This window comes from Arthrobacter sp. T572, assembly GCF_056780115.1.
Map to the genome: position 1 here is coordinate 2,673,948 of NZ_JBRAZQ010000002.1, position 24,800 is coordinate 2,698,747.

23 protein-coding genes and 1 riboswitch are annotated in these 24,800 nt (G+C 64.3%); of the genes, 14 read left to right on the forward strand and 9 right to left on the reverse strand.

Going from position 1 to position 24,800, the window contains the following annotated elements; all coding sequences use genetic code 11:
- The first annotated feature begins 67 nt into the window (after positions 1 to 67).
- Positions 68 to 1,159: an L-cysteine desulfhydrase Cds1 gene (gene cds1 / locus ACUYMZ_RS13590; RefSeq protein ID WP_481603842.1), complete on the forward strand. Its 1,092-nt coding sequence runs from the start codon at positions 68 to 70 to the stop codon at positions 1,157 to 1,159.
- Here the strand turns inward: cds1 and ACUYMZ_RS13595 are convergent.
- Positions 1,156 to 1,836, reverse strand: a complete 681-nt coding sequence (locus ACUYMZ_RS13595) for an MBL fold metallo-hydrolase (RefSeq protein ID WP_481603844.1) — start codon at positions 1,834 to 1,836, stop codon at positions 1,156 to 1,158. The genes cds1 and ACUYMZ_RS13595 overlap by 4 nt on opposite strands.
- Before the next feature lie 93 nt (positions 1,837 to 1,929).
- On the opposite strand from ACUYMZ_RS13595, the gene ACUYMZ_RS13600 reads away from it, so the two are divergent.
- On the forward strand, positions 1,930 to 2,397 hold the full coding sequence (locus tag ACUYMZ_RS13600; protein WP_481603846.1) for a Fur family transcriptional regulator: 468 nt from the start codon (positions 1,930 to 1,932) through the stop codon (positions 2,395 to 2,397).
- A 22-nt stretch (positions 2,398 to 2,419) separates the two neighbouring features.
- Here ACUYMZ_RS13600 and ACUYMZ_RS13605 read toward each other — a convergent pair whose 3' ends face one another.
- The 5 genes from ACUYMZ_RS13605 to ACUYMZ_RS13625 form a co-directional block, all read right to left on the reverse strand.
- Entirely contained in the window at positions 2,420 to 3,310 is an 891-nt protein-coding gene (locus tag ACUYMZ_RS13605; protein WP_426003259.1) for a metal ABC transporter permease, read from the reverse strand.
- The gene (locus tag ACUYMZ_RS13610) at positions 3,311 to 4,126 is read right to left on the reverse strand and encodes a metal ABC transporter ATP-binding protein (protein ID WP_426003260.1); all 816 of its coding nucleotides are present in this window, start codon (positions 4,124 to 4,126) and stop codon (positions 3,311 to 3,313) included.
- A gap of 193 nt (positions 4,127 to 4,319) precedes the next feature.
- The gene (locus ACUYMZ_RS13615; RefSeq protein WP_481603848.1) at positions 4,320 to 5,330 is read right to left on the reverse strand and encodes a metal ABC transporter solute-binding protein, Zn/Mn family; all 1,011 of its coding nucleotides are present in this window, start codon (positions 5,328 to 5,330) and stop codon (positions 4,320 to 4,322) included.
- Positions 5,331 to 5,468: 138 nt separating this feature from the next.
- Positions 5,469 to 6,539, reverse strand: a complete 1,071-nt coding sequence (locus tag ACUYMZ_RS13620; RefSeq protein WP_442423559.1) for a hemolysin family protein — start codon at positions 6,537 to 6,539, stop codon at positions 5,469 to 5,471.
- The gene (locus ACUYMZ_RS13625; RefSeq protein ID WP_426003263.1) at positions 6,536 to 7,888 is read right to left on the reverse strand and encodes a hemolysin family protein; all 1,353 of its coding nucleotides are present in this window, start codon (positions 7,886 to 7,888) and stop codon (positions 6,536 to 6,538) included. Before ACUYMZ_RS13625 ends, ACUYMZ_RS13620 begins: the two co-directional genes overlap by 4 nt.
- A gap of 504 nt (positions 7,889 to 8,392) precedes the next feature.
- On the opposite strand from ACUYMZ_RS13625, the gene ACUYMZ_RS13630 reads away from it, so the two are divergent.
- The 5 genes from ACUYMZ_RS13630 (at position 8,393) to ACUYMZ_RS13650 (ending at position 14,670) form a co-directional block, all read left to right on the forward strand.
- Positions 8,393 to 12,187, forward strand: coding sequence for a multifunctional oxoglutarate decarboxylase/oxoglutarate dehydrogenase thiamine pyrophosphate-binding subunit/dihydrolipoyllysine-residue succinyltransferase subunit (locus ACUYMZ_RS13630; RefSeq protein WP_426003264.1), 3,795 nt, complete (start codon positions 8,393 to 8,395; stop codon positions 12,185 to 12,187).
- Between the two features lie 138 nt (positions 12,188 to 12,325).
- Positions 12,326 to 12,925, forward strand: a complete 600-nt coding sequence (locus ACUYMZ_RS13635) for a GDSL-type esterase/lipase family protein (RefSeq protein WP_426003265.1) — start codon at positions 12,326 to 12,328, stop codon at positions 12,923 to 12,925.
- A 103-nt stretch (positions 12,926 to 13,028) separates the two neighbouring features.
- Positions 13,029 to 13,880, forward strand: coding sequence for a DUF4097 family beta strand repeat-containing protein (locus tag ACUYMZ_RS13640; protein WP_481603851.1), 852 nt, complete (start codon positions 13,029 to 13,031; stop codon positions 13,878 to 13,880).
- On the forward strand, positions 13,880 to 14,494 hold the full coding sequence (locus ACUYMZ_RS13645) for a PadR family transcriptional regulator (protein WP_481603853.1): 615 nt from the start codon (positions 13,880 to 13,882) through the stop codon (positions 14,492 to 14,494). The genes ACUYMZ_RS13640 and ACUYMZ_RS13645 overlap by 1 nt, the downstream gene beginning before the upstream one ends.
- A gap of 101 nt (positions 14,495 to 14,595) precedes the next feature.
- Positions 14,596 to 14,670, forward strand: coding sequence for a 50S ribosomal protein bL37 (locus tag ACUYMZ_RS13650; RefSeq protein WP_369299106.1), 75 nt, complete (start codon positions 14,596 to 14,598; stop codon positions 14,668 to 14,670).
- A gap of 83 nt (positions 14,671 to 14,753) precedes the next feature.
- Here ACUYMZ_RS13650 and rsrA read toward each other — a convergent pair whose 3' ends face one another.
- Positions 14,754 to 15,014, reverse strand: a complete 261-nt coding sequence (gene rsrA, locus ACUYMZ_RS13655) for a mycothiol system anti-sigma-R factor (RefSeq protein WP_426003269.1) — start codon at positions 15,012 to 15,014, stop codon at positions 14,754 to 14,756.
- Entirely contained in the window at positions 15,011 to 15,808 is a 798-nt protein-coding gene (locus tag ACUYMZ_RS13660; protein ID WP_426003270.1) for a sigma-70 family RNA polymerase sigma factor, read from the reverse strand. Before ACUYMZ_RS13660 ends, rsrA begins: the two co-directional genes overlap by 4 nt.
- 164 nt (positions 15,809 to 15,972) lie before the next feature.
- Here ACUYMZ_RS13660 and ACUYMZ_RS13665 point away from each other — a divergent pair, with 164 nt between their 5' ends.
- The 7 genes from ACUYMZ_RS13665 to ACUYMZ_RS13695 all read left to right on the forward strand — a co-directional run bounded on the left by ACUYMZ_RS13665 (position 15,973) and on the right by ACUYMZ_RS13695 (position 23,276).
- Positions 15,973 to 16,488, forward strand: coding sequence for a DoxX family protein (locus tag ACUYMZ_RS13665; protein WP_426003271.1), 516 nt, complete (start codon positions 15,973 to 15,975; stop codon positions 16,486 to 16,488).
- A gap of 6 nt (positions 16,489 to 16,494) precedes the next feature.
- Positions 16,495 to 17,868, forward strand: a complete 1,374-nt coding sequence (aroA, locus tag ACUYMZ_RS13670; protein ID WP_481603856.1) for a 3-phosphoshikimate 1-carboxyvinyltransferase — start codon at positions 16,495 to 16,497, stop codon at positions 17,866 to 17,868.
- A gap of 2 nt (positions 17,869 to 17,870) precedes the next feature.
- Positions 17,871 to 18,986, forward strand: coding sequence for a ribosome small subunit-dependent GTPase A (gene rsgA / locus ACUYMZ_RS13675; protein WP_481603858.1), 1,116 nt, complete (start codon positions 17,871 to 17,873; stop codon positions 18,984 to 18,986).
- 54 nt (positions 18,987 to 19,040) lie between these two features.
- On the forward strand, positions 19,041 to 19,853 hold the full coding sequence (hisN, locus tag ACUYMZ_RS13680) for a histidinol-phosphatase (RefSeq protein WP_426003276.1): 813 nt from the start codon (positions 19,041 to 19,043) through the stop codon (positions 19,851 to 19,853).
- Between the two features lie 183 nt (positions 19,854 to 20,036).
- Positions 20,037 to 20,150: riboswitch (SAM riboswitch) on the forward strand.
- Positions 20,151 to 20,180: 30 nt separating this feature from the next.
- Positions 20,181 to 21,575, forward strand: a complete 1,395-nt coding sequence (locus ACUYMZ_RS13685; RefSeq protein WP_426003277.1) for an aminotransferase class V-fold PLP-dependent enzyme — start codon at positions 20,181 to 20,183, stop codon at positions 21,573 to 21,575.
- Between the two features lie 174 nt (positions 21,576 to 21,749).
- On the forward strand, positions 21,750 to 22,553 hold the full coding sequence (locus ACUYMZ_RS13690) for a class I SAM-dependent methyltransferase (protein ID WP_481603861.1): 804 nt from the start codon (positions 21,750 to 21,752) through the stop codon (positions 22,551 to 22,553).
- A 9-nt stretch (positions 22,554 to 22,562) separates the two neighbouring features.
- On the forward strand, positions 22,563 to 23,276 hold the full coding sequence (locus ACUYMZ_RS13695) for a metal-dependent transcriptional regulator (protein WP_442423552.1): 714 nt from the start codon (positions 22,563 to 22,565) through the stop codon (positions 23,274 to 23,276).
- An 18-nt stretch (positions 23,277 to 23,294) separates the two neighbouring features.
- Here the strand turns inward: ACUYMZ_RS13695 and ACUYMZ_RS13700 are convergent, their stop codons facing one another.
- Positions 23,295 to 24,737, reverse strand: coding sequence for an MFS transporter (locus tag ACUYMZ_RS13700; RefSeq protein WP_481603863.1), 1,443 nt, complete (start codon positions 24,735 to 24,737; stop codon positions 23,295 to 23,297).
- Positions 24,738 to 24,800: the final 63 nt, after the last annotated feature.

The window sequence follows — 24,800 nt, forward strand, 5'->3', positions numbered from 1 at the left end:
CCTGTCAGCAGCCGGCCGCGCGGGGTGTGACACCGGCGCACCTGCGTGCCGCCGGTAGGCTTTAGCGGTGAGCACATCGTGTATTCAGGACCGTCGCTGGGCAGACGAAGCCATCCGGAAGATCGAGGCCGAAAACAACCGTTCGGCGGACACGCACCTTTATGCGGTTCCGCTCCCCGCGCATTGGGGGGTCCAGCTTTACCTGAAGGACGAGTCCACCCACCGTTCCGGAAGCCTCAAGCACCGCTTGGCGAGGTCGCTGTTCCTGTACGGGCTGGTCAATGGCTGGATTACCCAAGGCACCACCATCGTGGAAGCCTCGAGCGGCAGCACGGCCGTGTCGGAAGCCTACTTTGCACGGCTCATCGGGCTGCCGTTCATTGCTGTCATGACCAGGACCACCAGCCCGGAGAAGATCGCCTTGATCGAGGAATTCGGCGGTGCATGCCTGCTGGTGGACCATGCATCGGAGGTTTACGCCGTCGCCGAAGAAACCGCACGGACCTCCGGCGGCTACTACATGGACCAATTCACCTATGCCGAACGCGCCACTGACTGGCGCGGCAACAACAACATCGCCGAGTCCATCTTTGAGCAGTTGGCCCTGGAAGAACATCCGGTTCCCGAGTGGATCGTGGTGGGCGCCGGCACCGGCGGAACCAGCGCCACCATTGGACGCTACCTTCGCTACAACCGGCACCGCACCCGGCTTGCCGTGGTGGACCCGGAGAACTCCGCCTTCTATCCGGCCTGGTGCGACGGACAGGACGCATCACCCACGGGACAACCCTCCCGCATCGAAGGCATCGGGCGCCCCCGGGTGGAACCGAGCTTCATCCCGGCCGTCATCGACCACATGATCCAGGTCCCGGATGCTGCCTCCGTGGCCGCTATGCGGCATCTGCGCAAACTGACCGGACTGCACGCCGGCCCCTCCACCGGCACCAACCTTTGGGGTGTGTGGCAACTCGTGGCCGACATGGTGTCCCAGGGCCGCACCGGCAGTATCGTTTCGCTCATGTGCGACGGCGGTGACCGGTACACCGGCAGCTATTACGACGACGGCTGGCTCGCCGGAAAGGGGTTGGATCCCACGCCCTACGAAGCCACGCTGGAGGGGTTCCACGACACCGGGATCTGGAACGGCCCGCGCGCCTAGACTTCCACGGACTCCCCGGGAGCGAGCCGCCTGTAGCGCGTGCCGTATTTGGCACCGATCCGGGTGACGTGGCCCTCCACGATTCCCCTGCCGAGTTCGTTGAGCAGAGCATCGTGGACCGGGAATGCCTGCGGCGCCCGGACCGAGATGACGAAGTCCACTACTTCCCCCACCTTGGACCACGGTGCGTGGATCGGAACCAGCAGGGTCTTGACCTCCATGGAATCGGGAACCACGAACGAGTCGCCGGGGTGGAACACGTTGCCGTCCACAAGGTAGCCGATGTTAGCCACCACTGGGATCTGGGGGTGGATCAACGCATGCTGTCCGCCATAGGTCTGCACCCGGAAACCGGCAACGTCAAGGGTGGATTCCGGAGCCGCTGCATGAATGCGGCCGGCCAGGGAACCTGCCCCCTCCCCGGCGTCTTGACCCGCTGCATCCAGCAGGGCGTTGACCACGGCCTGCGGAGCGTGCACTTCCAGGTCTTCATCCCTACGCAACGCTGCCAGGACCGCCGCCCGGTCAATATGGTCGTCGTGCTGGTGGGTGATGAGGACCGCCTGGGCTCCCGCCAAAGCCTCACCGGCCTCCGAGAACGTCCCGGGATCAATCACCAGGACGTTTCCTTCCTTTTCAAGCCGGACACAGGCATGGGTGTACTTGGTGAGCTTCATGCTGACAGCCTAGGGTCGGCCCCTGACAGTTTCCAACCATCCCCTGCTGGTAAAATTGGGGTTTGCCAGCGTCACCAGGGAAGTGAGTTTTCAATGCCACAAGGCACCAATTCCGCGACCACCGGCCCTTCGGCGCCGGCCACGGGCGGCGCCAAGGAGCAGCGCGTCACCAAGCAACGTCTCGCTGTCAGCGCTGCCCTGGACGAATTGGATGACTTCGTCAGCACCCAGGAACTCTACCGGTTGCTGCAGAACAAGGGCACGTCGGTCTCCCTGGCCACGGCGTACCGTATCCTTCAGTCGCTGGCAGACGACGGCCTGATCGATGTCCTGAGGAACGGCGAGGGCGAGGCCGTGTACCGCAGGTGCGCCGTTACGGGTCACCACCACCATCTGTTGTGCCGCAACTGCGGCAAGGCCGTTGAGGTGGAGGCCCCCGCCGTCGAGACCTGGGCTGCCCGTACCGCCACCGAACACGGCTTTACCGAGGTGGCCCACACCGTGGAAATCTTTGGTCTTTGTCCCGACTGCACTGCCCGGAAGGCGGCCGGCGGGCTTTAGGCCGCCTGCAGGCTCCAGGCGCTTAGAGTGCTCCCGCCGGCTGACCGCGGGAGACCCGCCCGTTCAGGCCACGGTTCGCCCGCACCCGTCCGATGATCCTGCAGGCCACGTAGATAACGAACGACAACGTGGTGACGTAGGGGCTGATCGGGATCCGGCTGCCGAGGGCCAGGAGAATTCCGCCCACTGTGGCGGTCATGGCGAAGACGACACTCAGCAACACCACCAGGCGCGGCGAGGTGGTGACCTTCAAGGCCGCGGCGGCAGGAGTGATCAGCAGGGCCAGCACCAGCAAGGCCCCTACGATCTGGATGGACAGCGCCACACTGACACCCAGCAACACCATGAAGCCGATGGCCAGTCCCCGGACGGGGACGCCCCGCGCCTCGGCCATCTCAGGGTCGACGCTCGCAAAGTCCAGCGGACGCCAGATGGCGGCCAAGGCAATCATCACTACCACGGCCGTGCCGGCCAGGGCCGTGAGCTGCACCGTGTCCACTGACACGATCTGCCCTGTCAGCAAACCGAACTTGTTGGCCGCGCGCCCTTCATAGAGGGCTAGGAACAGGATGCCCAGGCCCAGGCCGAAGGGCATGATCACGCCAATGATCGAATTCTTGTCCCGGGCGCGGACGCCCATGAAGCCCAGCAGCACGGCGGCGGCAACGGAGCCGACAAGGGAACCAAAGATGATGTCGGCCCCCACCAGCAGTGCGAACGCGGCACCGGCAAAGGACAACTCCGAAATGCCATGGACGGCAAAGGCGAGGTCCCGCTTCATGACGAAGGTTCCCACCAGGCCGCCGAGCAGCCCGAGCACCGCGCCGGCCCAGATCGAGTTCTGGACGAGGACCAGGAGCTCGGCGTAGTTGTCGAAAGTGAAGATGGTCCGGAGGATCTCACCGAGGTCCATTTAGAACTCCTCCCCGGCAGTTGCGTGGGCATCGTCATGGAAGTGCGTGGTTGCGTCGGGAAGGCCGACGACGACGATCCTTCCGTTCGCGTGGATGACCTCCACGTGGCTGTTGTACAGCTCCGACAACACTTCCGTGGTCATGACATCCTCAGGAGCACCAAGCCGGAACTGGCCCCCCGCGAGATACAGCACCCGGTCCACGTAGTCGATGACCGGATTGATCTCGTGGGTCACAAACACCACGGCGCTGTTCCGCGCGTGGCATTGTTCGTTGATGAGCGCGCTGACGCCTTGCTGGTGGTGAAGGTCCAAGGACAGCAACGGCTCGTCGCACAGCAGGACCTGGGGCTCAGTGGCGAGGGCCTGGGCAACCCTGAGGCGCTGCTGTTCGCCACCGGACAACTGCCCCAGCGGAACCTTGGCGTAATCCGAGGCACCCACCAGGTCAAGGAGTTCATCAACGCGCCGGTTTACCGTGCCGGAGCCGAGGCGCATGCCCCACCGATGACCGTCGATGCCCAGGGCAACGAGGTCCCGTGCCCGCAGCGGCGTGTCCGGAGCAAAAGACTTCTGTTGCGGGATGTAGCCGATGCGCTTGCTTCCGCGTTCCGCGGGATGTCCCGCCAGCGTTACGCTGCCGGAATGGAGTTCCTGGAGGCCCAGCAGGACTTTGAGGAAACTTGTCTTGCCACTGCCGTTGGGCCCGAGGACCGCGAAGAACTCCCCGGGATGGATATCGAGATCCAGGTCCCTCCACAGCGTCCTCCTGCCGAACTGCAGGCTGGCTCCGCGGAGGCTCACTACCGGTGTCAAAACTTGTCCTCGATCCAAGCGCCCGTTGGTGCGCCGTTGTTGGTGCGATGGTGTTCGCGTTCAGGGATGGCCCACCCTGTGGTTGGGGCACGAAGGTGGGGCAGGAAAAGGCCCCGCGGCCATCCCCAATATCTTAGGACTCCAGCGGGGCCTTCACCGCATAAGTGCGGGCTTACTTTGCGGAACTGCGTGCCTATTGGGCCAAAGCGACCGACAGGGACTCCACGTTCCCGCCCATCCACTGCAGGTAGTCCTTGCCATCCGGGAGGGTCTCGGTGAAGTTGACCACGGGCACGCCCGCAGCCTCGGCGGCACGCTTGACGGATTCTGTCTGCGGACCCTCGGTCTGCTCGTTGTAGGCCAGGAGCTTGACGCTCTTGGCGGAAACGAGGTCCGTAGTCTCCTTGAGGACGGCCGCGGGAACGTCAGTGCCCTCTTCGATGGCGGCACTGTAGGCTTCGGGGGTCTTGTTTTCAAGACCGGCAGCCTCCAGAAGGTACAGCGGCACAGGTTCCGTGATCGCCACCGGAGAAGCCTGGTGTGCGGCCTTCAGGGCGTCAAGCTTCCCGGTCAATTCTCCCAGCTTGGCCTTGAACGCATCGGCGTTGGCCGTATAGGTGGAGGCGGATGCGGCGTCCAGTGAACCTAGCTTGCCGGCGATCGCGTCGGCAAGCTTGCCCATGGTGTCCAGGCTGTACCAGACATGCTCATTGAACTCTCCGTGGTCGTGCGTGTGACCGTCCCCGGAGTGGGACTCCTCCGTGTGGCTCTCGCCCTCCGGTGCCAGCCCGGAAACGTCCACGGCGCTGATCATGTTGTCGTGGCCGACCTTGGTCTCGTCTGCGATCTTATGGAGGAATTCGTCGTAGCCGCCGCCGTTCTCCACCACCAGCTTTGCCTTGGAGATCACCAGCTTGTCCTGGGCGCTTGCCTCGTATGAGTGCGGGTCCTGGCTGGTCTTGGTGATGATCGAGCTGACGTTGACCTTGTCTCCACCCACCGCCTTGACGATGTCACCGTAGACGTTGGTGGACGTGACAACCTCGATGGCGCCCGAGGACGACGCCGGGGAAGAATCACCCGCTCCTGCAGTTCCGGCGCAGGAAGAGAGCAACAGGGCAGCAAGACCGGCGGAAGCGGCCATGGACAGGCGGGCGGCTGGACGACGCACAAAGACCTCGGATCTACTCAAAATGAGAATCAAACACAATAACTGGCATGCCCAGTGTAGCGCTAAATAGGAATGATTCCTATTTAGCGCTCCACGTCAACGTTCAGGGGAGCCACGGCACCGGCCGGGCGGCCGGTGCCGTTGGCGACGAACTCCTGGCGGGGCACGTGACTACTGGGCCTGCGCGCCGCCCAGGCGACGTATTCCCGTGGCCTGCGTGGCATCCCTGATCTCGCCCACCAATTGCTCAATCACGTCCTCGAGGAACAGGACTCCCTGCGTAGCTCCCCCCGGACCCACGACCCGGGCCAGATGCGAGCCGGTCCTCTGCATGACGGACATCGCCTCTTCAATTTCATCTTCGGGAGAAAGATTGGCCAGTGAGCGTATCCGGCCTTCGGCAATGGGGTGGCCGCGCCCTTCATCGGGGATGGACAGGATGTCCTTGACGTGCACGTATCCGGCGAGTTCGCCGTCGTCGTCCACTATCGGGAACCGCGAGAAGCCCGTCCGGCTGACCGCCTTCTCCAACTCCCGGGGAGTTGAAGCGGACTTCAGGACCACCAAATGCTCCAGCGGGACCATGATGTTGGCCGCCGTGTGTTCGGAGAACTCCAGGGCGCCGCTCAACAGCCCGGCTTCATCGTCCACCAGGCCGTGCCGCGTGGACTCCTGGACGATCGACTGGACTTCCTCCAAGGTAAAGGAGGACGACACCTCATCCTTTGGCTCGATCCTCATCAGCTTCAGGATGTGGTTGGCCAGCCAGTTCAGCGTCCAGATCACCGGGTTCACCACGCGGGCGATGAACATCAGCGGCGGAGCCAACAGCAGCGCAGCCTTGTCCGCCACGGAAACAGAGATGTTCTTGGGGACCATCTCACCGAACGTCACGTGCAGGAAGGTGACGAACAGCAGCGCGATCGCAAAGGCGATCACATCAGCCAGTTCAACAGGAATCCCTATCATCTCCAGCGGAGCCGCCAGCAGATGGTGGATCGCAGGCTCGGCTACCTGCAGGATCAGCAGGGAACAGACCGTAATGCCCAACTGGGCACACGCGAGCATGAGGGAGACATTTTCCATGGCCCGCAGCGTGGTTTGTGCCCTCTTTGACCCTGCCTCCGCCAGCGGTTCGATCTGGCTTCGGCGGGCCGACATGACTGCGAACTCGGCGCCAACAAAGAAGGCGTTGCCGATCAGCAGGACAACCAACCAGATAATTCCGGCCCAGTCACTCATACGGCACCTGCCTCATGGTGGTTGTCCCCGGCCCCGGCAGCTGCGTCGTCAGGTTCGGCCACGTGGTGGAAACTGATCCGGTCGATCCGCCGGCCGTCCATGCGCGTGACAGTCAACGTGCCGCCGCCGGCGTCAACAACATCACCGACCCTGGCGATCCGGCCCAGTTTGCTCATGACGTAGCCCCCTACGGTTTCGTAGGCGGACTCGTCCGGGACCTTCAGGTGGGGAATTTGTTCCGATACCTCGTCGGGCCGGAGGAGGCCCGGGAAATACCAGTCACCGGACGCGCTCTGGAGCAGGCCCGGGCGCACTTTGTCGTGCTCATCGGAGACCTCTCCCACGATTTCCTCCACCAAGTCCTCCAGGGTTGCGATGCCCGCGGTTCCTCCGTATTCATCCAGGACCACCGCCAACTGAAGGTTGCCCTCACGGAGTTCGGACAGCAGGGCATCCAGGTGGATGGTCTCCGGCACCCGGAGCACATCGGTCATGATGGCTCCGGCCTCAAGCTTGCCCCGGCGGTCGGCAGGGACCGCCACCGCTTTCTTGACATGCACGACTCCCCGGATGTCATCCGCCGAGTCACCAATCACCGGGAACCGCGAATATCCGGTCCGGCGCGCGGCGTCGAGAATATCGGAAACGGGCTGGCCCGCATCAATCGTTTCCATGCGGATGCGGGGTGTCATGACATCCGCGGCCGTCCTGCCGGAGAAGCTCAGGGTCCGCGCCACGAAATTTGCGGTTCCGGCGTCAAGCGTGCCGAGTTCAGCCGACCGCCGCACCAGGGACGCCAGTTCGGCCGGCGTCCGCGCGCCGGAAATCTCTTCCTTGGCCTCGAGCCCGAACAGATTCAGGACCTTATTGGAGAAACCGTTCAGCACCACAATGGCCGGCTTGAACACAGCGGTGAAGATCAGTTGTGGCCGGGCAAGCGCCTTGCCCAGCGGGAAGGCCAGGGCTATGGCCATGTTCTTGGGTACCAGTTCGCCGATGAGCATCGACAGCAGGGTTGCAAGGACCATCGCCACCACCAAGGCCACCGAATGCGCTACCTCGGGCGCCAGGCCCAACAGGCCCAGGGGCCCTGAAAGGAGCTGCCCCACGGACGGTTCCATGACGAAACCCGTGAGCAACGTGGTCAGGGTGATGCCCAGCTGGCAACTCGAAAGCTGGGTGGACAGGGACTTCAAGCATTTCAGCAGCGGTACCGCCGCGTGGTCGCCGTCGTCGATCGCCCGCTGGACGCTTGATTGGTCCAGGGCCACCAGGGAAAACTCAACTGCTACGAAAAAGCCGGTTCCCAGAATGAGGGCGAAACCGGCTATCAGGAGAATCCATTCCATCAGAACATCACTCCGGAAACCGGAGCATGCCAGGAACGGGCCGCCTCCACCGCGGGACGATTGCCCGGCGGAGGCTGGTCGGGCCCCGTGGACGCGTGGTCCGCGGGACCACCGGCCTGGAGGGCCGGCGGGTGATGGGCATGTGAACGGGTGTTGCCGGCTCGGGGGGTACGTTCCGCGGGAAGCGCAATGCGGTTCCCCTTGCAGTACCCAGGCCGGCACCTAGATTTACTGTCCATAAGGATTTCAGTCTACAGGCCACGCCTGTGCGTCCAGGCGTGGGGACAGGACGGTTTTTGACGTGCCGCCGGGGCCCGGAATCAAGGGTTTTCCCCTTTGAGAACCGGGCAACATGATTTAGGTCACCACTATTGGCAGTTAACCGACGATCCTAACTAGACTGGCAAAGGTCTGAGTTCGCGGGACCCGGACCCTGGTGCATCGTTGCGGAAAAGCAACCTTGGCCAGCGGGAAATCAACACTCATGGAAGAGGCGTATTTCAAGTGCCAGAGCAGCCCAGCCACCGTCTACCAGAGGAATTTGGCGGAAACGAGTGGCTCGTTGACGAACTGTACGAGCGGTATCAGCAGGACAAGAATTCGGTCGACGCCAAGTGGTGGCCGCTCTTCGAATCCTTTGACACCGGTGACGGCACTTCTTCCAACGGAACCTCCGCAGCCCCTGCCGCTGCCAATCCACCCACCCAAGTACTTCCCGTGGTAGCCCCGGCGCCCGCGGCTCCGGCACCGGCGCCGGCAGCCCCTGCGGCACCTCCCGCTGCCGCGCCGGCGGCCCCGGCCGCAGCGAAGAAAGCACCTGCCACGGTAGCCAAGGACGGAGCAAAGAAGCCCGTCGGCGGTAATGCCGCACAGCCGATCCCCGCCCAGCTTCCCCGGAGCACCAAAGCACCAACCGCGCCTGAAGAGGATGTCGTGTCCGTCCTGCGCGGCCCCGCCAAGGCGATCGCTTCCAACATGGTCACCAGCCTGGAAGTACCCACGGCCACCAGCGTCCGGGCCGTTCCGGCCAAGCTGCTGATCGACAACCGGGTGGTCATCAACTCCAACCTTGCCCGCGCCCGCGGCGGCAAGGTGTCCTTCACCCACCTCATCGGCTACGCCGTAGTCCGTGCGCTCTCCCAGTTCCCGTCCATGAACGTCTACTACGACGAAATCGACGGCAAGCCCAGCGCAGTCCAGCCCGCGCACGTCAACTTCGGCATCGCCATTGACATGCCGAAGCCCGATGGCACCCGCCTCCTGATGGTTCCCAACATCAAGAAGGCCGAGACCATGGACTTCGCTGAGTTCTGGCACACCTATGAGGACCTCATCAAGCGTGCCCGCAACGGCAAGCTGACTGCTGACGACCACGCCGGTACCACGGTTTCGCTGACCAACCCGGGCGGCATCGGCACCGTGCACTCGGTGCCCCGCCTCTCCAAGGGACAGGCAGCCATCATCGGCGTCGGCGCCCTTGATTACCCGGCCGAGTTCCAGGGCGCGAGCGAAAAGATCATCGCCCAGAACGCCATCAGCAAGATCCTGACCCTGACCTCCACCTATGACCACCGCGTCATCCAGGGCGCAGGCAGCGGCGAATTCCTGAAGCTGGTCCACCAGCTCCTGCTGGGCGCGCAGAACTTCTACGACGAAATCTTCGAAGCCCTGCGCATTCCGTACGAGCCCGTCCGCTGGAGCCCCGACCTCCAGGTGGACCCGGCCGACGAGATCAACAAGGTGGCACGGATCCAGCAACTGATCCACTCCTACCGGGTCCGTGGCCACCTCATGGCCGACACCGATCCCCTGGAATACGTCCAGCGCAAGCACCCGGACCTTGACGTCCTCACCTACGGCCTGACGCTGTGGGACCTCGACCGCGAATGGCCCACGGGTGGCTTCGGCGGCAAGCCGCAGCTGAAATTCCGCGACATCCTCGGCGTCCTCCGCGATGCTTACTGCCGCACCACCGGCATCGAGTACATGCACATCCAGGAACCCGCCGAGCGCAAGTGGTTCCAGGACGAGCTGGAGCACCCCTACTCCAAGCCGAGCCGCGAAGAGCAGCTCCGCATCGTCTCCAAGCTCAATGCGGCCGAGGCTTTCGAAACCTTCCTGCAGACCAAGTTCGTCGGCCAGAAGCGCTTCTCCCTTGAAGGTGGAGAGTCGCTGATCCCGCTGCTCGACGCCGTCATTTCCGACGCGGCCGACGACGGACTGGACGAGGTCGCGATCGGTATGGCCCACCGCGGCCGCCTGAACGTTCTCACGAACATTGCCGGCAAGACCTACGCCCAGGTCTTCCGGGAGTTCGAAGGCACCCAGGACCCGCGCTCCGTCCAGGGCTCGGGCGACGTGAAGTACCACCTGGGCACCGAGGGCACGTTCACCTCGGACAACGGGAAGCAGACCAAGGTCTACCTCGCTGCCAACCCGTCCCACCTCGAAGCCGTGGACCCGGTCCTCGAAGGCATCGTCCGCGCCAAGCAGGACCGCCTGGACCAGGGTGAGTCCTTCCCCGTCCTGCCCATCATGGTGCACGGCGACGCCGCCTTCGCGGGCCAGGGCGTTGTGGCGGAAACCCTCAACCTCTCACAGCTGCGTGGCTACCGCACCGGCGGCACCATCCACGTCATCGTGAACAACCAGGTCGGCTTCACCACCGCTCCGTCCTCTTCGCGTTCGTCCACCTACTCCACGGACGTCGCCAAGATGATCCAGGCTCCGGTGTTCCACGTCAACGGTGACGATCCCGAAGCCGTGGTCCGCGTGGCCCAGCTCGCTTACCAGTTCCGCCAGCGGTTCCACAAGGACGTTGTCATCGACATGGTGTGCTACCGCCGCCGTGGCCACAACGAGGGCGACGACCCCTCGATGACCCAGCCGCTGATGTACAACCTGATCGAGGCCAAGCGCTCGGTGCGCAAGCTGTACACGGAATCGCTCATCGGCCGTGGAGACATCACCGAGGAAGAAGCCGAGCAGCTGCTGCGGGACTACCAGGAGCGCCTGGAGCGGGTCTTCGCCGAGACCCACGCCGCGCAGACCTCTCCGATCCCGATCATCACCGCGGACTCCGCTGCCGTGTCGGACATCGAGCGGCCCATTGCCCAGCAGTCCGATTTCGGAACCAACTCCCCCACGTCCACCGCCATCTCGGCAGAGACGCTGGCACGCATCGGCAAGGCCCACCTGGAGATCCCGGAAGGCTTCACCGTCCACTCCAAGCTCAAGCAGCTGCTGGAGAAGCGCGAACAGATGTCCCGTGAAGGCGGCATCGACTGGGGCTTTGGCGAGATCGCAGCCTTTGGCTCCCTGATCATGGAAGGCGTTCCCGTACGCCTGGCAGGCCAGGACTCCCGCCGCGGAACCTTCGTCCAGCGTCACGCCGTCTTCCACGACCGTGCCAACGGCAACGAATGGCTGCCCTTGGGCAACCTTTCGGACAACCAGGCCAAGCTGTGGATCTACGACTCCCTGCTGTCCGAGTACGCAGCCATGGGCTTCGAATACGGCTATTCCGTGGAACGGCCGGACGCTCTGGTCCTCTGGGAGGCCCAGTTCGGCGACTTCGTCAACGGCGCCCAGACGATCATCGATGAATTCATTTCCTCGGCCGAGCAGAAGTGGGGCCAGCGTTCATCGCTGGTGCTTATGCTCCCGCACGGTTACGAGGGCCAGGGACCGGACCACTCCTCCGCACGCATTGAGCGTTTCCTCCAGCTGTGCGCCGAGGACAACATGATCGTGGCCAACCCCACCACCGCGGCGTCGCACTTCCACCTGCTCCGCCGGCAGGCCTACAGCCGGCCGCGCAAGCCGCTGATCATTTTCACGCCGAAGCAGTTGCTCCGGTTGAAGGGCGCAGCCTCTGCCGTGGAGGACTTCACCACCGGCGGCTTCAAGCCGGTCATTGGCGAGCACGAGCTCGAGCCCGGCACGGTGGATCGCGTCATCCTGGTTTCCGGCCGTCTGTACTACGATCTCCTGTCCAACCGGCAGAAGTCGGGCGACACGTCCACGGCGATCGTCCGTGTGGAGCAGCTCTACCCGCTGCCCAAGGCCGAGATCGAAGCCGAACTGGCGAAGTACCCGAACGCAGACATCGTTTGGGCCCAGGACGAGCCCGCCAACCAAGGTCCGTGGCCGTTCATGGGCCTGAACCTGGCTCCGCAGCTGGACCGGAAGGTCCGCCTGGTGTCGCGTCCGGCGTCGGCGTCCACGGCAGCAGGCTCCATGAAGCGACACGCTGCCGAGCAGGACATCCTGATCAAGCAGGCGTTCGAGCGCAAGTAACACCAAAAACTGCCCGGCTGGGGTGCGGTTCCGCACCTGCAGCCGGGCAGTTCTGTTTAATGGGACAGAAACCCGGTTCAAGAACAGGCGCTGATCCTGATGCCGTGCAAGGACCGTAACGAGTGTGAAGAGGTAACCGTGGAAGACAGGAAGCTGCGCATTGCAGCTGTTGGAGATGAACTGCTGGCAGGGCTGGGAGATCCCCGGGCGCTTGGTTGGCTTGGAAGGGTCCTGGCACGGACACCCCAGGATTCAGTCGTGGTGGAAAGCTTCTCCCTCCCCTGCCCCATGGAAGGCACGGAGGGCCTGGCGACACGGTGGCAGGACGAAGCCGGCCGGCGCTTCAGCGACACCCACGAAAACCGGCTGGTCATAGGTCTCTCAGGGCGCGACGTCGAGTTCGGCCTGTCCACCGCCCGCAGCCGCCTCAATCTCGCCAACATCCTGGACGGCGCCTCGCACAGCGGTGTCGAGGTCTTCGTCGTCGGCCCGCCACCCACCCTGGACCCGGCCCGCAACAAGCGCCTGGCCGAACTGAACACAGCCTTTGCCGATGTCACGACCAGGAGGAACCACCACTACGTTGACACGTTCTCTCCACTGCTCAACCATGAGCAGTGGAGGACTGACCTCGCAGCCAATGGCGGCACACCGGGACAGGCCGGTTACGGATTGATTGCGTGGCTGGTCCTGCACCGCGGCTGGTTCCAGTGGCTTAACATCGCCCAGCCGGAGTAGCAGCCAACCGCGCCCTACCCCGGTCAGCGCCGTCCATTGCCATCGTTGCCATCGCGATATATCGTGTTTACATCAACGCGATATATCGCAACCTGGAGGGATCATGTCAGACGAGCTATGGACTGTGACGGGCCCGCAAACCATCGATGTGGAGAACGTCCGCTCACTCAAACTCGGAATCGTCAAAGGCCGGTTCGACGTCGTAACGCACGACGAACCCTTCGTGAGGATCGAAGTCAGCGACGTCACCGGCGACCCCCTGACCGTGACGTTGGTCAACGGCCGCCTCGAGGTCCGGCACCAACTGCAGGGACCGCAGGGGTGGTTCAAGAACCTCATGGGGACCGTCAACAACTCCAGCACCAACACCGCGGTGGTCGGGATCGCCCTGCCGCCCGGCGTCGATGTGGAGGCGGGAACGGTCAGCGGCGACGGAATGGTGTCCGGCCTCACCGGCAACATCCGGCTCAGCACCGTCGCAGGCTCCGTGATGTCCGACCACACGAGCGGCGAACTGCACGTCAACACCGTCAGCGGCGAAGTCATCGTCAGAAACCACGACGGCGTCCTGACCGCCAAGAGCGTCTCCGGCGAAGTGACGGCGTCGGGCACGTTCTCGAACATCCGCGCCAACACCGTCAGCGGCGACCTCACCTTTGACCTCCAGGACTTCACCCACGACTTTGGCGCCAATTCGGTGTCCGGGGACCTCACCGTCCGCCTCCCCCGTGATGTGGGACTGGATATCTCCGCCAAGTCGGCAAGCGGCGCCGTTGTCATTGACAACCAGGTGTACAACCAGCCGGGAGGCAACGTGAACACGATCGTGGGGCCCGACGGGAAACTGATGCTGGTCCGGACCAACACAGTGTCCGGCAAAACCCACATCATGCATGCGCTGGCACCTGCCCCGGGGGAGCCAGGGTATCCGGTCCCCGGCGAAGCAGGCCTCTGATGCCTCCCGTCTTCGCGCACGGTGCGTTGCGCTTGTACCTCCTGGCCCTTCTCGAGTCGGGCCCACGGCATGGGTACGAGCTCATCAAGGCGCTCGGCGACAGGTTCGGGGGCACCTATTCGCCCAGCGCCGGAACCATCTATCCGCGTCTGGGCAAGCTGGAAGAAGAAGGGCTTGTAGCTACGGAGTCGGAAGGCCGGCGGACCAAGTACCTCATTACCGAAGCAGGCCTGGCGGAGCTTGACCGGCGGAGGGAGGAACTGGCCGGCGTCGAGGACACCATCTCTGCCTCTGTCCGTCGTCTGGCGGATACCCTTCGCGAGGATATCCGCGCCAATATGCGCGGACTGCGTGCCGACCTCGCCGCCACGGCAGAAGCGGCAAGGACCCAGCCCGGACCCGTTCCCTTCCAGGCCAGGACCCGGAGTTATTCAGCCGAAGGCCAACAGATGCTCAAGGAAGCCGAACTCATGGTGCAGTCCTTCCGTGACGACATGCGTGTGGAGCTACGCCAGCACAGCGCCGGGCAGGAACTCACGCCCCTGGTCCTGGAGACCATCAGGGCCGTCCTGGACCAGGCCCGCATTTCCATCAGGAGTTCACTGCGCAGCTAGGCCGGAAGACCCGGCCGGGGGCCGGTTCGCCTGCGAACGTGCTGATGTGCGAGACTGGAGGGCAGCTCTATTGAGTATCAAAACATTTAAGGAGGCCAGCTATGAGCAAGCGTGCACGTAAGCGTCGTGACCGTAAGCGTGGCGGCGCGAACCACGGCAAGCGTCCCAACACCTAAGCCAGCGGCTTAGCGTCAAGGCTTAAAAGCAAAGGCCCCGGAAACCAGCAGGTTTCCGGGGCCTTTGGCGTCCAACCGGCAGCTCAGGCGTCCACGGTCTTGATGGAGTGGATCCTGTCCAGGATGGAGTTCTTGAGGTTTTCCGGGGCAGACTCGGTGCAGGAGCGCTTGACCATGGTGCGGATCAGGCATTCGAGGTCATACTGCTCGGTGCACTCTTCGCAGGAGTCCAGGTGCTCCTTGATGTCTTTCAGGTCCTCGCGGGTCAGTGCCCCGTCCAGGTATTCGTAGATGCGCTGCATCCGCGTGTCGTCGCAATCGCCCAATCCCTGGCAGTCGCTCATTGCTCTTTCTCCTGATTTTTGCTCCCGGCCGCAGCCTGGTCTTCTGTGTGGGCGCTGAAGCCCCGTTCTGCGGCGTAGTCCGCCAACATATCCCGAAGCATCTTCCTGCCGCGGTGCAGACGCGACATGACGGTACCGATCGGGGTATTCATGATCTCTGAAATTTGCTTGTACGCATATCCTTCGACGTCCGCGAAGTAGACCGCCAGGCGGAACTCCTCCGGGATGGCCTGCAGCGCGTTCTTGACGTCGGAGTCAGGCAGGTGGTCCAAGGCCTCGGCTTCGGCCGACCGCAATCCGGACGACGTGTGGGACTCCGCCTTGGCCAACTGCCAGTCCTCGATGGTGTCCGAGTTGGACTGCAGGGGTTCCCGCTGCCGTTTCCGGTAGAGGTTGATGTACGTATTGGTCAGGATGCGGTACAGCCATGCCTTGAGGTTGGTCCCCGGCTTGTACTGGTGGAAGGCCGAAAATGCCTTGGTGTAGGCCTCCTGCACGAGGTCTTCCGCGTCGGAGGGGTTCCGGGCCATCCGCATCGCCGCAGAGTACAACTGGTCGACATACTGCATGGCGTCCCGCTCGAAGCGCTCCCGCCGCTGTTCAACAGTTTCGGTAGCAGGATCGACGTCGGAAGCCACCGCGACGTCGTCGTCCGCTTCGGCTGCCTGGTACATGGCCGCTGCGGCCGGTTCAATGGTGCTCATCGAAGCCAAGTCTACTGTCAGCCGCGGGGAATCAGGCTGTCTGGTCCCGCCGGACTCCAGCAGGCCTGCCCGGTCCTTCACCAAGGTCAAAAAACCAACTCCGTTCAGCGAAGCGGCATCACGCTGCCGCAGCCCGGCCTCCACCGCGCCTGTTGTTCACAACGGCGGCCGCTGGGTAAATATTCCGCAAAGGTGCAAGACTAGACCAGACTGCACCCCGTGACACTTGTGGCAACCCATCCAGGAGGCAAGACATGTCAGTTATCCGGTTCCTCGCCCGCCCCATGCTCGCAACCAGCTTTGTCGTGGCAGGTTTGGACAAGCTCAAGCACGCTGACGACACTGCCCGGCAACTCTCCCCTGTCCTGCGGCGCGCCTCCGAGTCCTTGCCCTTCCCCGCGGACGAGAAGGTGCTGGCCCGGGTCATCGGCGGAGCACAGTTGGGCGCCGGCGCCCTGTTGGGCCTGGGCAAGCTGTCCCGCTTTGCGGCCACCGTCCTGGCCGTGACATCGGCGCTGAACACTTTCGTAGAGTGGCGTTCGGCGGACATCAGCACCAAGGAAGGCCGTACCGCACGCAAAGCACAGCTGCTCAAGAACATATCCCTGACCGGAGGCGTGCTGTTGGCCGCCGTCGACACCGCGGGACGGCCCAGTCTTGCCTGGCGGGCAGAGCACCTGGCGGCGGACGCCCGGAAGGTCACCGGCAAGCAGATCAAGCGGGCAGACAAAGCCGTACGCAAAGCCGTCGATAACGCAGTTGGAGCATAAGGAAGCATGACAGGTACCACCGCAGCACACCCGGGGCCGGCAGGCTCCGCCCCTGCATTGCCGCTTTGGGCGGCTCCGTTTTCACAGGCACCCGTGGACGCCACCGTCACGGTACCGGGGTCCAAGTCCCTGACCAACCGTTTCCTGGTTCTCGCGGCCCTGGCCGACGGCCCTTCCAGGCTCCGGGCACCATTGCATTCGCGTGATTCGGTGCTCATGATCCAGGCGCTCAGGCAATTGGGTGCCACAGTCACTGAAGTACCCGGCGACGGCGACTACGGACCTGATCTCGAGATCACGCCCATGGACCAGGCGGCGTCGGGCACAGACACAGCCATCGACTGCGGACTCGCCGGAACCGTCATGCGATTCGTCCCTCCGCTGGCCGCCCTGCGGAAGGGCACGACCCTCTTCGACGGTGATCCCCACGCCCGCAAGCGGCCTATGGGAACCATCATCGAAGCCCTCTCAGCGCTCGGGGTGCCGGTGGGCACGGAAGGCGGCAGGACGCCGTCGGCCCTTCCCTTTACTGTGGCAGGCACCGGAGAGGTGCGCGGGGGCCACCTGGTGATCGACGCGAGTGCCTCTTCCCAGTTCGTGTCCGCCCTGCTGCTTGCGGGGGCACGTTTCACTGAAGGCCTGCACCTGGAACATGTGGGCAAACCCGTACCAAGTCTCGACCACATCGCCATGACGGTTGCTGTGCTCCGGAGCGTCGGTGTCAGGGTCGATGATTCCGTTCCCAACCATTGGCGCGTCGAGCCCGGACCCATCCGGGCCTTCGACCAAAGAATCGAGCAGGACCTTTCGAACGCCGGCCCGTTCCTGGCGGCAGCACTGGCGACCCGCGGAACCGTGCGGATTCCCAACTGGCCATCCGAAACAACCCAGGTGGGCGATCTCTGGCGGAGCATCCTTGCGTCGATGGGTGCGCAGGTCACCTTGGACCACGGCACGCTGACCGTGACCGGCGGTCCGGACATCAAGGGGGGCGATTTCGACGAGACCAGCGAACTCGCACCAACGGTGGCCGCCCTGTGCGCTTTGGCGTCGGGACCATCCCGCCTGACGGGTATTGCCCATCTGCGGGGCCATGAAACCGACCGGCTGGCTGCCCTCGTCGCGGAAATCAACCGCCTGGGCGGTGACGCCGAAGAAACAGCGGACGGCTTGGTCATCCGCCCTGCCCCGCTTCATGGCGGGGTGGTCCACAGCTACGCGGATCACAGAATGGCCACCGCAGGAGCCATCCTGGGCCTCGCCGTCCCGGGCGTCCAGGTGGAAGACATCGCCACCACGTCCAAGACCATGCCCGACTTTCCGCTGATGTGGGAGGCCATGCTGCAGCAGGGCGAGGGCACCAACGGAGCCAGCGCCTGACCATGGCCCGCGACGCACGCTCCTGGGACGAGTCCGACGTCCGGATCCGGCCCAACAAAAAAGGTTCCCGGCCCCGCACCAAGGACCGCCCCAGCCACGACGACGCCGTGATCGGCCGGATCATCACGGTCGACCGTGGCCGCTATACGGCCGTGGTGGCCGAAGACACCCCGCAGGAACGGACGGTCATCGCCGCCAGGGCCCGCGAACTCCGCCGGTCCCCTGTGGTCCCCGGTGACTTCGTGGCCCTGGTCGGCGATGTCTCCGGCGGGCCGGACACGCTTGCCCGGCTGGTCCGCGTAGAGGAGCGCAGCACGGTCCTGCGGCGCAGCGCCGACGACACCGACCCCGTTGAACGGGTGGTGGTGGCGAACGCCGACCAGCTGGTGGTTGTAGTGGCCGCGGCCAATCCCGAACCCCGGACCGGTTTCATTGACCGGGCCCTGGTGGCCGCATACGACGCAGGTATTGAACCACTGCTGCTCGTCACCAAGGCTGACGTCAAGGATCCGTCTGAGCTGCTGGCCAATTACGTGAGCCTGGACTTCCCCGTGATCATCAGCCGTACGGCGGACGCAGCCGCATCCGGCATCGATGCCCGGTCGGATGACGGCTTGTCAGCCCGCCTGGACAGCGAAGCCGTGGCAAGTCTGCGCAGCCATTTGGACGGCAAAGTCACGGTCATGCTGGGTCACTCCGGCGTCGGCAAATCCACCATGGTCAACGCCTTGACCGGTGCCGAACGCGCCACAGGCGGCGTCAACGCCGTCACGGGCCGCGGGCGCCACACCTCGTCCTCGGCCCTGGCGCTCAAGCTCGCCGATGCCCCGTCCGGCAGCTGGATTATTGATACTCCCGGCATCCGGTCCTTCGGCCTGGCCCTGGTGGATCCGGACCGCATCCTGCACTCGTTCCCGGACCTGGAGCCCGGCACCGACGCCTGCGACCGCGGTTGCAAGCACGACGCCGGGGCGGTCAACTGCGGCCTCGATGCGTGGGTCAACGAGGGCCACGCGGGTCCCTCCGGTCCGGCCCGGCTGGCATCACTGCGACGACTCCTGGGCGCAGACCCCAGGCTGGAGGCCAAGGAAGCCAAGGAACTGGGAACCGTCAACTAGCCAGCGGGCTTCACGTCCCGCTGCGGGGGAACGTTTCACGATAAGTTTGGTGGCATGACCCAACCCGTTTCCAGCTACAACGACGACCTTCGCCTTGCCCATGTCCTGGCGGATTCCGTGGATGCCCAGACCATGGACCGCTTCAAGGCCCTGGACCTGCAGGTCGAAACCAAGCCAGACCTCACTCCGGTCACAGATGCCGACAAGGCCGCCGAAGAAGCAATCCGCGGCCAGTTGTCCCGTTCCCGGCCGCGGGATGCTGTGCTGGGTGAGGAATTCGGCAGCACGGGTCACGGCTCGCGGCGCTGGATCATCGATCCGATCGACGGCACAAAGAACTTTGTCCGCGGAGTTCCCGTCTGGGCCACACTGATTGCCTTGGTTGACGAGGGGGAGCCAGTGGTGGGGGTCGTCAGCGCTCCCGCCCTGGGCAAACGTTGGTGGGCTGCAAAAGGGATGGGAGCCTACACCGGCCGTTCCCTGGCGTCGGCCACACGGCTCAAGGTTTCCAACGTCTCGCACCTGGCCGATGCCTCCCTGTCCTTCTCGAGCCTGTCGGGTTGGAAGGACCGCGGAAACCTGGAGGAGTTCCTGGGCTTGACGGAAGACGTGTGGCGCACCCGCGCGTACGGGGACTTCTGGTCATACTGCCTTGTTGCCGAGGGCGCGGTGGACATCGCCTGCGAACCGGAGCTCAACCTTTACGACATGGCGGCCCTGGTCCCCATCGTCACCGAGGCCGGTGGCCGGTTCACCTCCCTTGAAGGTGAGGATGGCCCCTTCGGTGGCAACGCCCTGGCGACCAATTCGATCCTCCATTCCGAAGTCCTCAAGCGCTTGAACCCCGAGGTTGACGACCTCCTCTAGCAGCTAATGCCACGGTTGCCACCTGGCAGCCAAGCAGAATTTTCGACGGCGGATGCCACCTTTCGGGGGCATCCGCCGTCTGTTTGTTCGGCAAATCGGCCAAATTTCAACCGGCGTAATAAAGCGCTTAACAATCCGGGCGGCTTTGAAACGGGCGGCGGGCGTGCCCTAACCTCATTTACAGGTCACGAGTGCCAGCGCAAAACCCCGGTTTGCTGGCCGGCAACCCTCCATTCGCGGTGGGGTGCCCCGGGTGACGACCAGGCCGGTCCGGAACGGATACGGCAAGCGCGGATCCCCGGCGGGGTCCCTCTTGAGTGAGGTCACATGAGCACAGCTACGTTCAGTTCCACGATCCAGCCGTCCCCCGGGCAGGAGCTTGCCGCCGGCAGGCCACTGGCCGCCGTCACCGGCGCCGAGCTGCAGGCACCACTGATCCAGGGCGGTCACGTCAGGTACGCCAACCTTGACTACGGAGCATCGGCACCGGCCCTGACCATCGTGTCAGCCTACTTGAACGAGGTCCTCCCCTACTACGCCAGCGTGCACCGGGGCGCCGGTTATGCCTCGCAGATCAGCACCTCGGTGTACGAAAACTCGCGCAACATCGTTCGCGGGTTCGTAGGCGGCCGTCCTGACGATTCCGTGATCTTCACCCGTAACACCACCGACTCGCTGAACCTGCTGGCAGGCTGCCTGCCACAGATCGATGGCAAGCACACCGGTGAAGTCCTGTACCTGGACATCGAACACCATGCCAACCTGCTTCCGTGGCAAGGAGTTCCCCACCGCAGCGTGGTGGCTGATACCACCCTTGCCGGCACCATCGCGAAAATCCGCGGAGAACTCAGCCAGGGTGGCGTCTCCCTGCTGGCTGTCACCGGCGCCTCCAACGTGACCGGCGAAATCCTGCCCATCAAGGAACTCGCAGCCCTGGCCCACGAATACGGTGCCCGGATCGTTGTTGACGCCGCACAGTTGGCACCCCACCGCCCCATCAACATCGCCGCGGCCGACGTCGACTACGTTGTGTTTTCCGGCCACAAGCTCTATGCACCTTTCGGCGCGGGTGTGGTGGTGGGACGCCCGGACTGGCTCGACGCCGGAACCCCGCACCTTGCCGGCGGCGGAGCGGTGCGCGAGGCACGCCTGGACTCCGTCAGCTGGGCAACCGGCCCTGCCCGCCACGAAGGCGGCTCCCCCAACGTGCTTGGTGCAGCAACCCTCGCCCGCGCTGCCCAGGTACTTTCCGGCCTCGATCCGCAGGCATGGCACAACCACGAGGCCGCCATCCGGGCCTACCTGGTGGAAGGCCTGCAGGCCATTGACGGCGTGAGCGTCCACCGGATCTTCAGCGATTCGACCGATACCATCGGTGTGGTCAACTTCTCGGTGGAAGGATTCGACGCCGGACTGGTGGCCGCCTACCTCGCTGCAGAGCACGGTGTGGGCCTCCGCGACGGCCGCTTCTGCGCCCACCCGCTGCTCAAGCGCCTGGGCTTGCCCTCGGGTTCGCTGCGCGCCAGCTTCGGCGTAGGTTCCAGGCTGGAGGACGCCGGGCGCCTGCTGCGCGGCATCGAAGAACTCAAGCGCACCGGCCTGGGCTGGGACTACGTGGTGGATGAAGGCCGCTGGGTACCGGCCAACGACCACCGCACCTACCCGGAATGGGCCCCGAACACCCCGGGTACCGCAGGCGCCGCACCCTGCACCGTGGACTAGCCTGCGCACTGGAACGACTCCCGACCCAACTAAGTAGCAGCAGAGCGCGTTTTGACCCCTCAAAACGCGCTTAACTGCGACCCAGTTGGGTGAGGCGGGCGGCCACTGAATCGCACCGCTCTTGCGGTAAATTCGTAAGGTACCCCGGTCTCAAGCTTCCGAAGGAGTCCTTGCGTGGCCATCAGTCCACATCGTGTATCCGGTGGCGCCAGCGGTCCCAGACTGCATCATGAACGACGGCAGGAACTGGGACAGAGTTTCCAGGACGGCGGCGAACACTACCACCGGGTGCGCCCCGGTTACCCCGCGGACTCGGTTGACTGGCTCCTGCCGGCGGGAACCAGGTTCGCTGCGGACGTTGGTGCCGGTACGGGAAAATTCACGGGGCTGCTCGTCGACCGCGGACTGGAAGTGGCCGCCGTCGACCCTTCCCGGGACATGCTGGAGCAACTGCGGAAAACCTGGCCGCAGGTGAACGCGCTGGAGGGCACGGCAGAGGCAACAGGGCTGGCGGACTCAGCATTCGACGTCGTCAGCGTCGCCCAGGCATGGCATTGGTGCGATCCCCTCAAAGCGAGTACGGAAATCGCCAGGATCCTCAGGCCTGACGGGGTCCTGGGACTGATCTGGAACCAGCTCGATACGTCCGTTCCCTGGGTACACCGCTTGTCGCGCATTATGCATGCGGGCGACGTCCACAAACCGGACTTCCGGCCGGTCGTCGGACCGGAGTTCGTGGACCTTGAAAGCCACCTGACGGTGTGGCAGGAGACCCTCACTCCTGACGACATCATCGAACTGGCCAAGTCGCGCAGCTACTACCTGCGCGCCAACCAGGCCACCCGGACGAAAGTCACCGGCAACCTCGAATGGTACTTGTATGAGCACCTCGGCCACGCGCCGGAAGAGACCGTCGGGCTGCCGTACGTGACGCAGACCTGGCGGGCGCGAAAGGCCCGATCTGCGCCGCCACGGTAGGCTAGTGGTGTGAAGACCAGTACGCCCTCCTCCTCGATCGAGGACTACGTCAAGGTCATCTACTCCTATACGGAGTGGCAGGACAAGCCCATCACCTCCTCGCAGCTGGCCCAGAGGCTGGGCGTGGCCAACTCCTCCGTATCCGAGATGGTCCGCAAGCTCAAGGACCAGGGCCTGGTGGACCACCAACCGTACTCCGCTATCCGACTCACGGACGAAGGAATGCGCCTGGCGTTGGCCATGGTCCGGCGGCACCGCCTGATTGAGACCTATCTGGTCGAAGAACTGGGATACAGCTGGGATGAAGTCCACGACGAAGCCGAAATGCTGGAGCACGCCGTCTCGGACACCTTCATCGACCGTATGTCCGCCAAGCTCGGCCATCCGCTCCGCGACCCCCACGGCGATCCAATTCCCTCTTCCGACGGCTCGGTGGAACTTCCGCACGCGTACCGCATGATCGAACTCGACCAAGGGCATTCGGGGCGCATTACCCGCATCAGCGACGAAAACCCTGATCTCCTGCGCTATCTCGCCGCAGAGGCGATCACTCTGGATGCACAGGTGGAAGTGATAGGGCGGAAACCGTTCGGCGGCGCCTTGGTGGTCCGGATCGGCAGCGGGAGCCAGCGCCGCGAATTCGATCTCGCCGATGAAGTCTCCTCGGCCCTCTGGGTGCAAAGCGCCGGCGTCCACGAAGGCTGCGTCCTGCCCGCCCGCTGACTGGAGCGACGCGAAAGGTCAGGTTGGCACTTCCGGGCTGCTGCCGTCGTCGGCTGTGCGCCCCCTGGGGTTGCCGGCTGAACCGGCCGGTTCAGGAACCCCGTTCCGGATCCCGACGGCGGACGCCAGCGCCCCGGCCACGAACAGGACCGCCGTGACCACCAAGGCGTTGTAGAGACCCTCCCGTGTGAAGACGGGACCTACGATCAAGCCTGCGAAGGCGATGCACACCAACCCGGCAATGCGTGCCACCGCGTTGTTGACGGCCGAACCAATTCCGGCTTCCTCCGGAGGCACGGCACCCAGGATCGCCGCCGTCAGCGGAGCGACCAGCGTGGCCAGGCCCAGCCCGAACACAATCTGCCCCGGGAAGACCTGCGTCCAGTAATCCAGCGGCTCCTGGATCGACAAGGACATAAGGAATCCCACCGCGCACAGCAACGGTCCGACCGTCATGAACCACCGCGGCCCGTACTTGCCTGCCAACCCGCCGAACCAGGAGGCCGCCAGCATCAGGATGACGGTACCCGGCAGCAGGGCGATACCGGCAACCGTGGCCCCCATGCCGCCAAGTTGCTGGAGGTAGATGCCGAGGACAAAGAACCCCAGGGACATGGCACCGTAGATGGCCAGTGTGGCCAGGTTTCCCCACCCGAAGTTGCGGATCGAGAAAAGCCGCAGCGGGAGCATGGGTTCCGGTGTGCGCGCTTCGTGGACGAGGAACAGCGCCAGGGCTGCCGCGCCTGCCAGCAGCGGCACCCACACCTGCGGACTGCCCCAGCCCATCCGTCCCTGTTCGATGAACGCAAAGACGGGACCGCCCAGGCCAATCATCGCCAGGACCGCGCCCCGATAGTCTATGCGCTTGCTCCTGTCACGGGCTGCGTCGGAGGCGCGCAGCCCTGCCAGCACAGGCCAGATCGCTACGGCAGGAACGACGTTGATAAAAAAGATGACCCGCCAGGACCACAGGTCGACGGACAGGCCACCGATCAGTGGACCGGCGATGGCGGCCGCGCTCGTCCAGCCGGACCATTGCCCGATCGCCTTCGACTGGGCCGGTCCCGAGAATGCGGAAATGATCATGGCCAGCGAACTTGGCACCAGCAAAGCACCCGCCACGCCCTGCAGCGCCCGCGACACCACAAGGACCTCACCGTTCCAGGCAAGGCCGCACATCACGGACGTGGCCGCAAACCCGGCCAGACCCCATTCCAGGATGCGGGCACGGCCAAAATGGTCCGACAACGATCCCGCAACCAGGATCAGCGCGCCGAGTGTCAGGAGGTATGCATCCACCACCCACTGCTGAATCACCAAGCCGCCGCCGAGTTCCCTGCCGATCGCCGGAAGTGCGAGATTCACCACAAAACCGTCAAGGATGGCCATGAAAGAAGCAACAATGGCCACCACCAGCACGCGGCGCTGGAGTGGTGGGCTTGGTGCCGCTTGTTCGGTCATCTGCACAGCCTACGCTTGCCGTATCGTTGAGTGGTGATCAGCAGACGTGATGCAGCTTTGGCC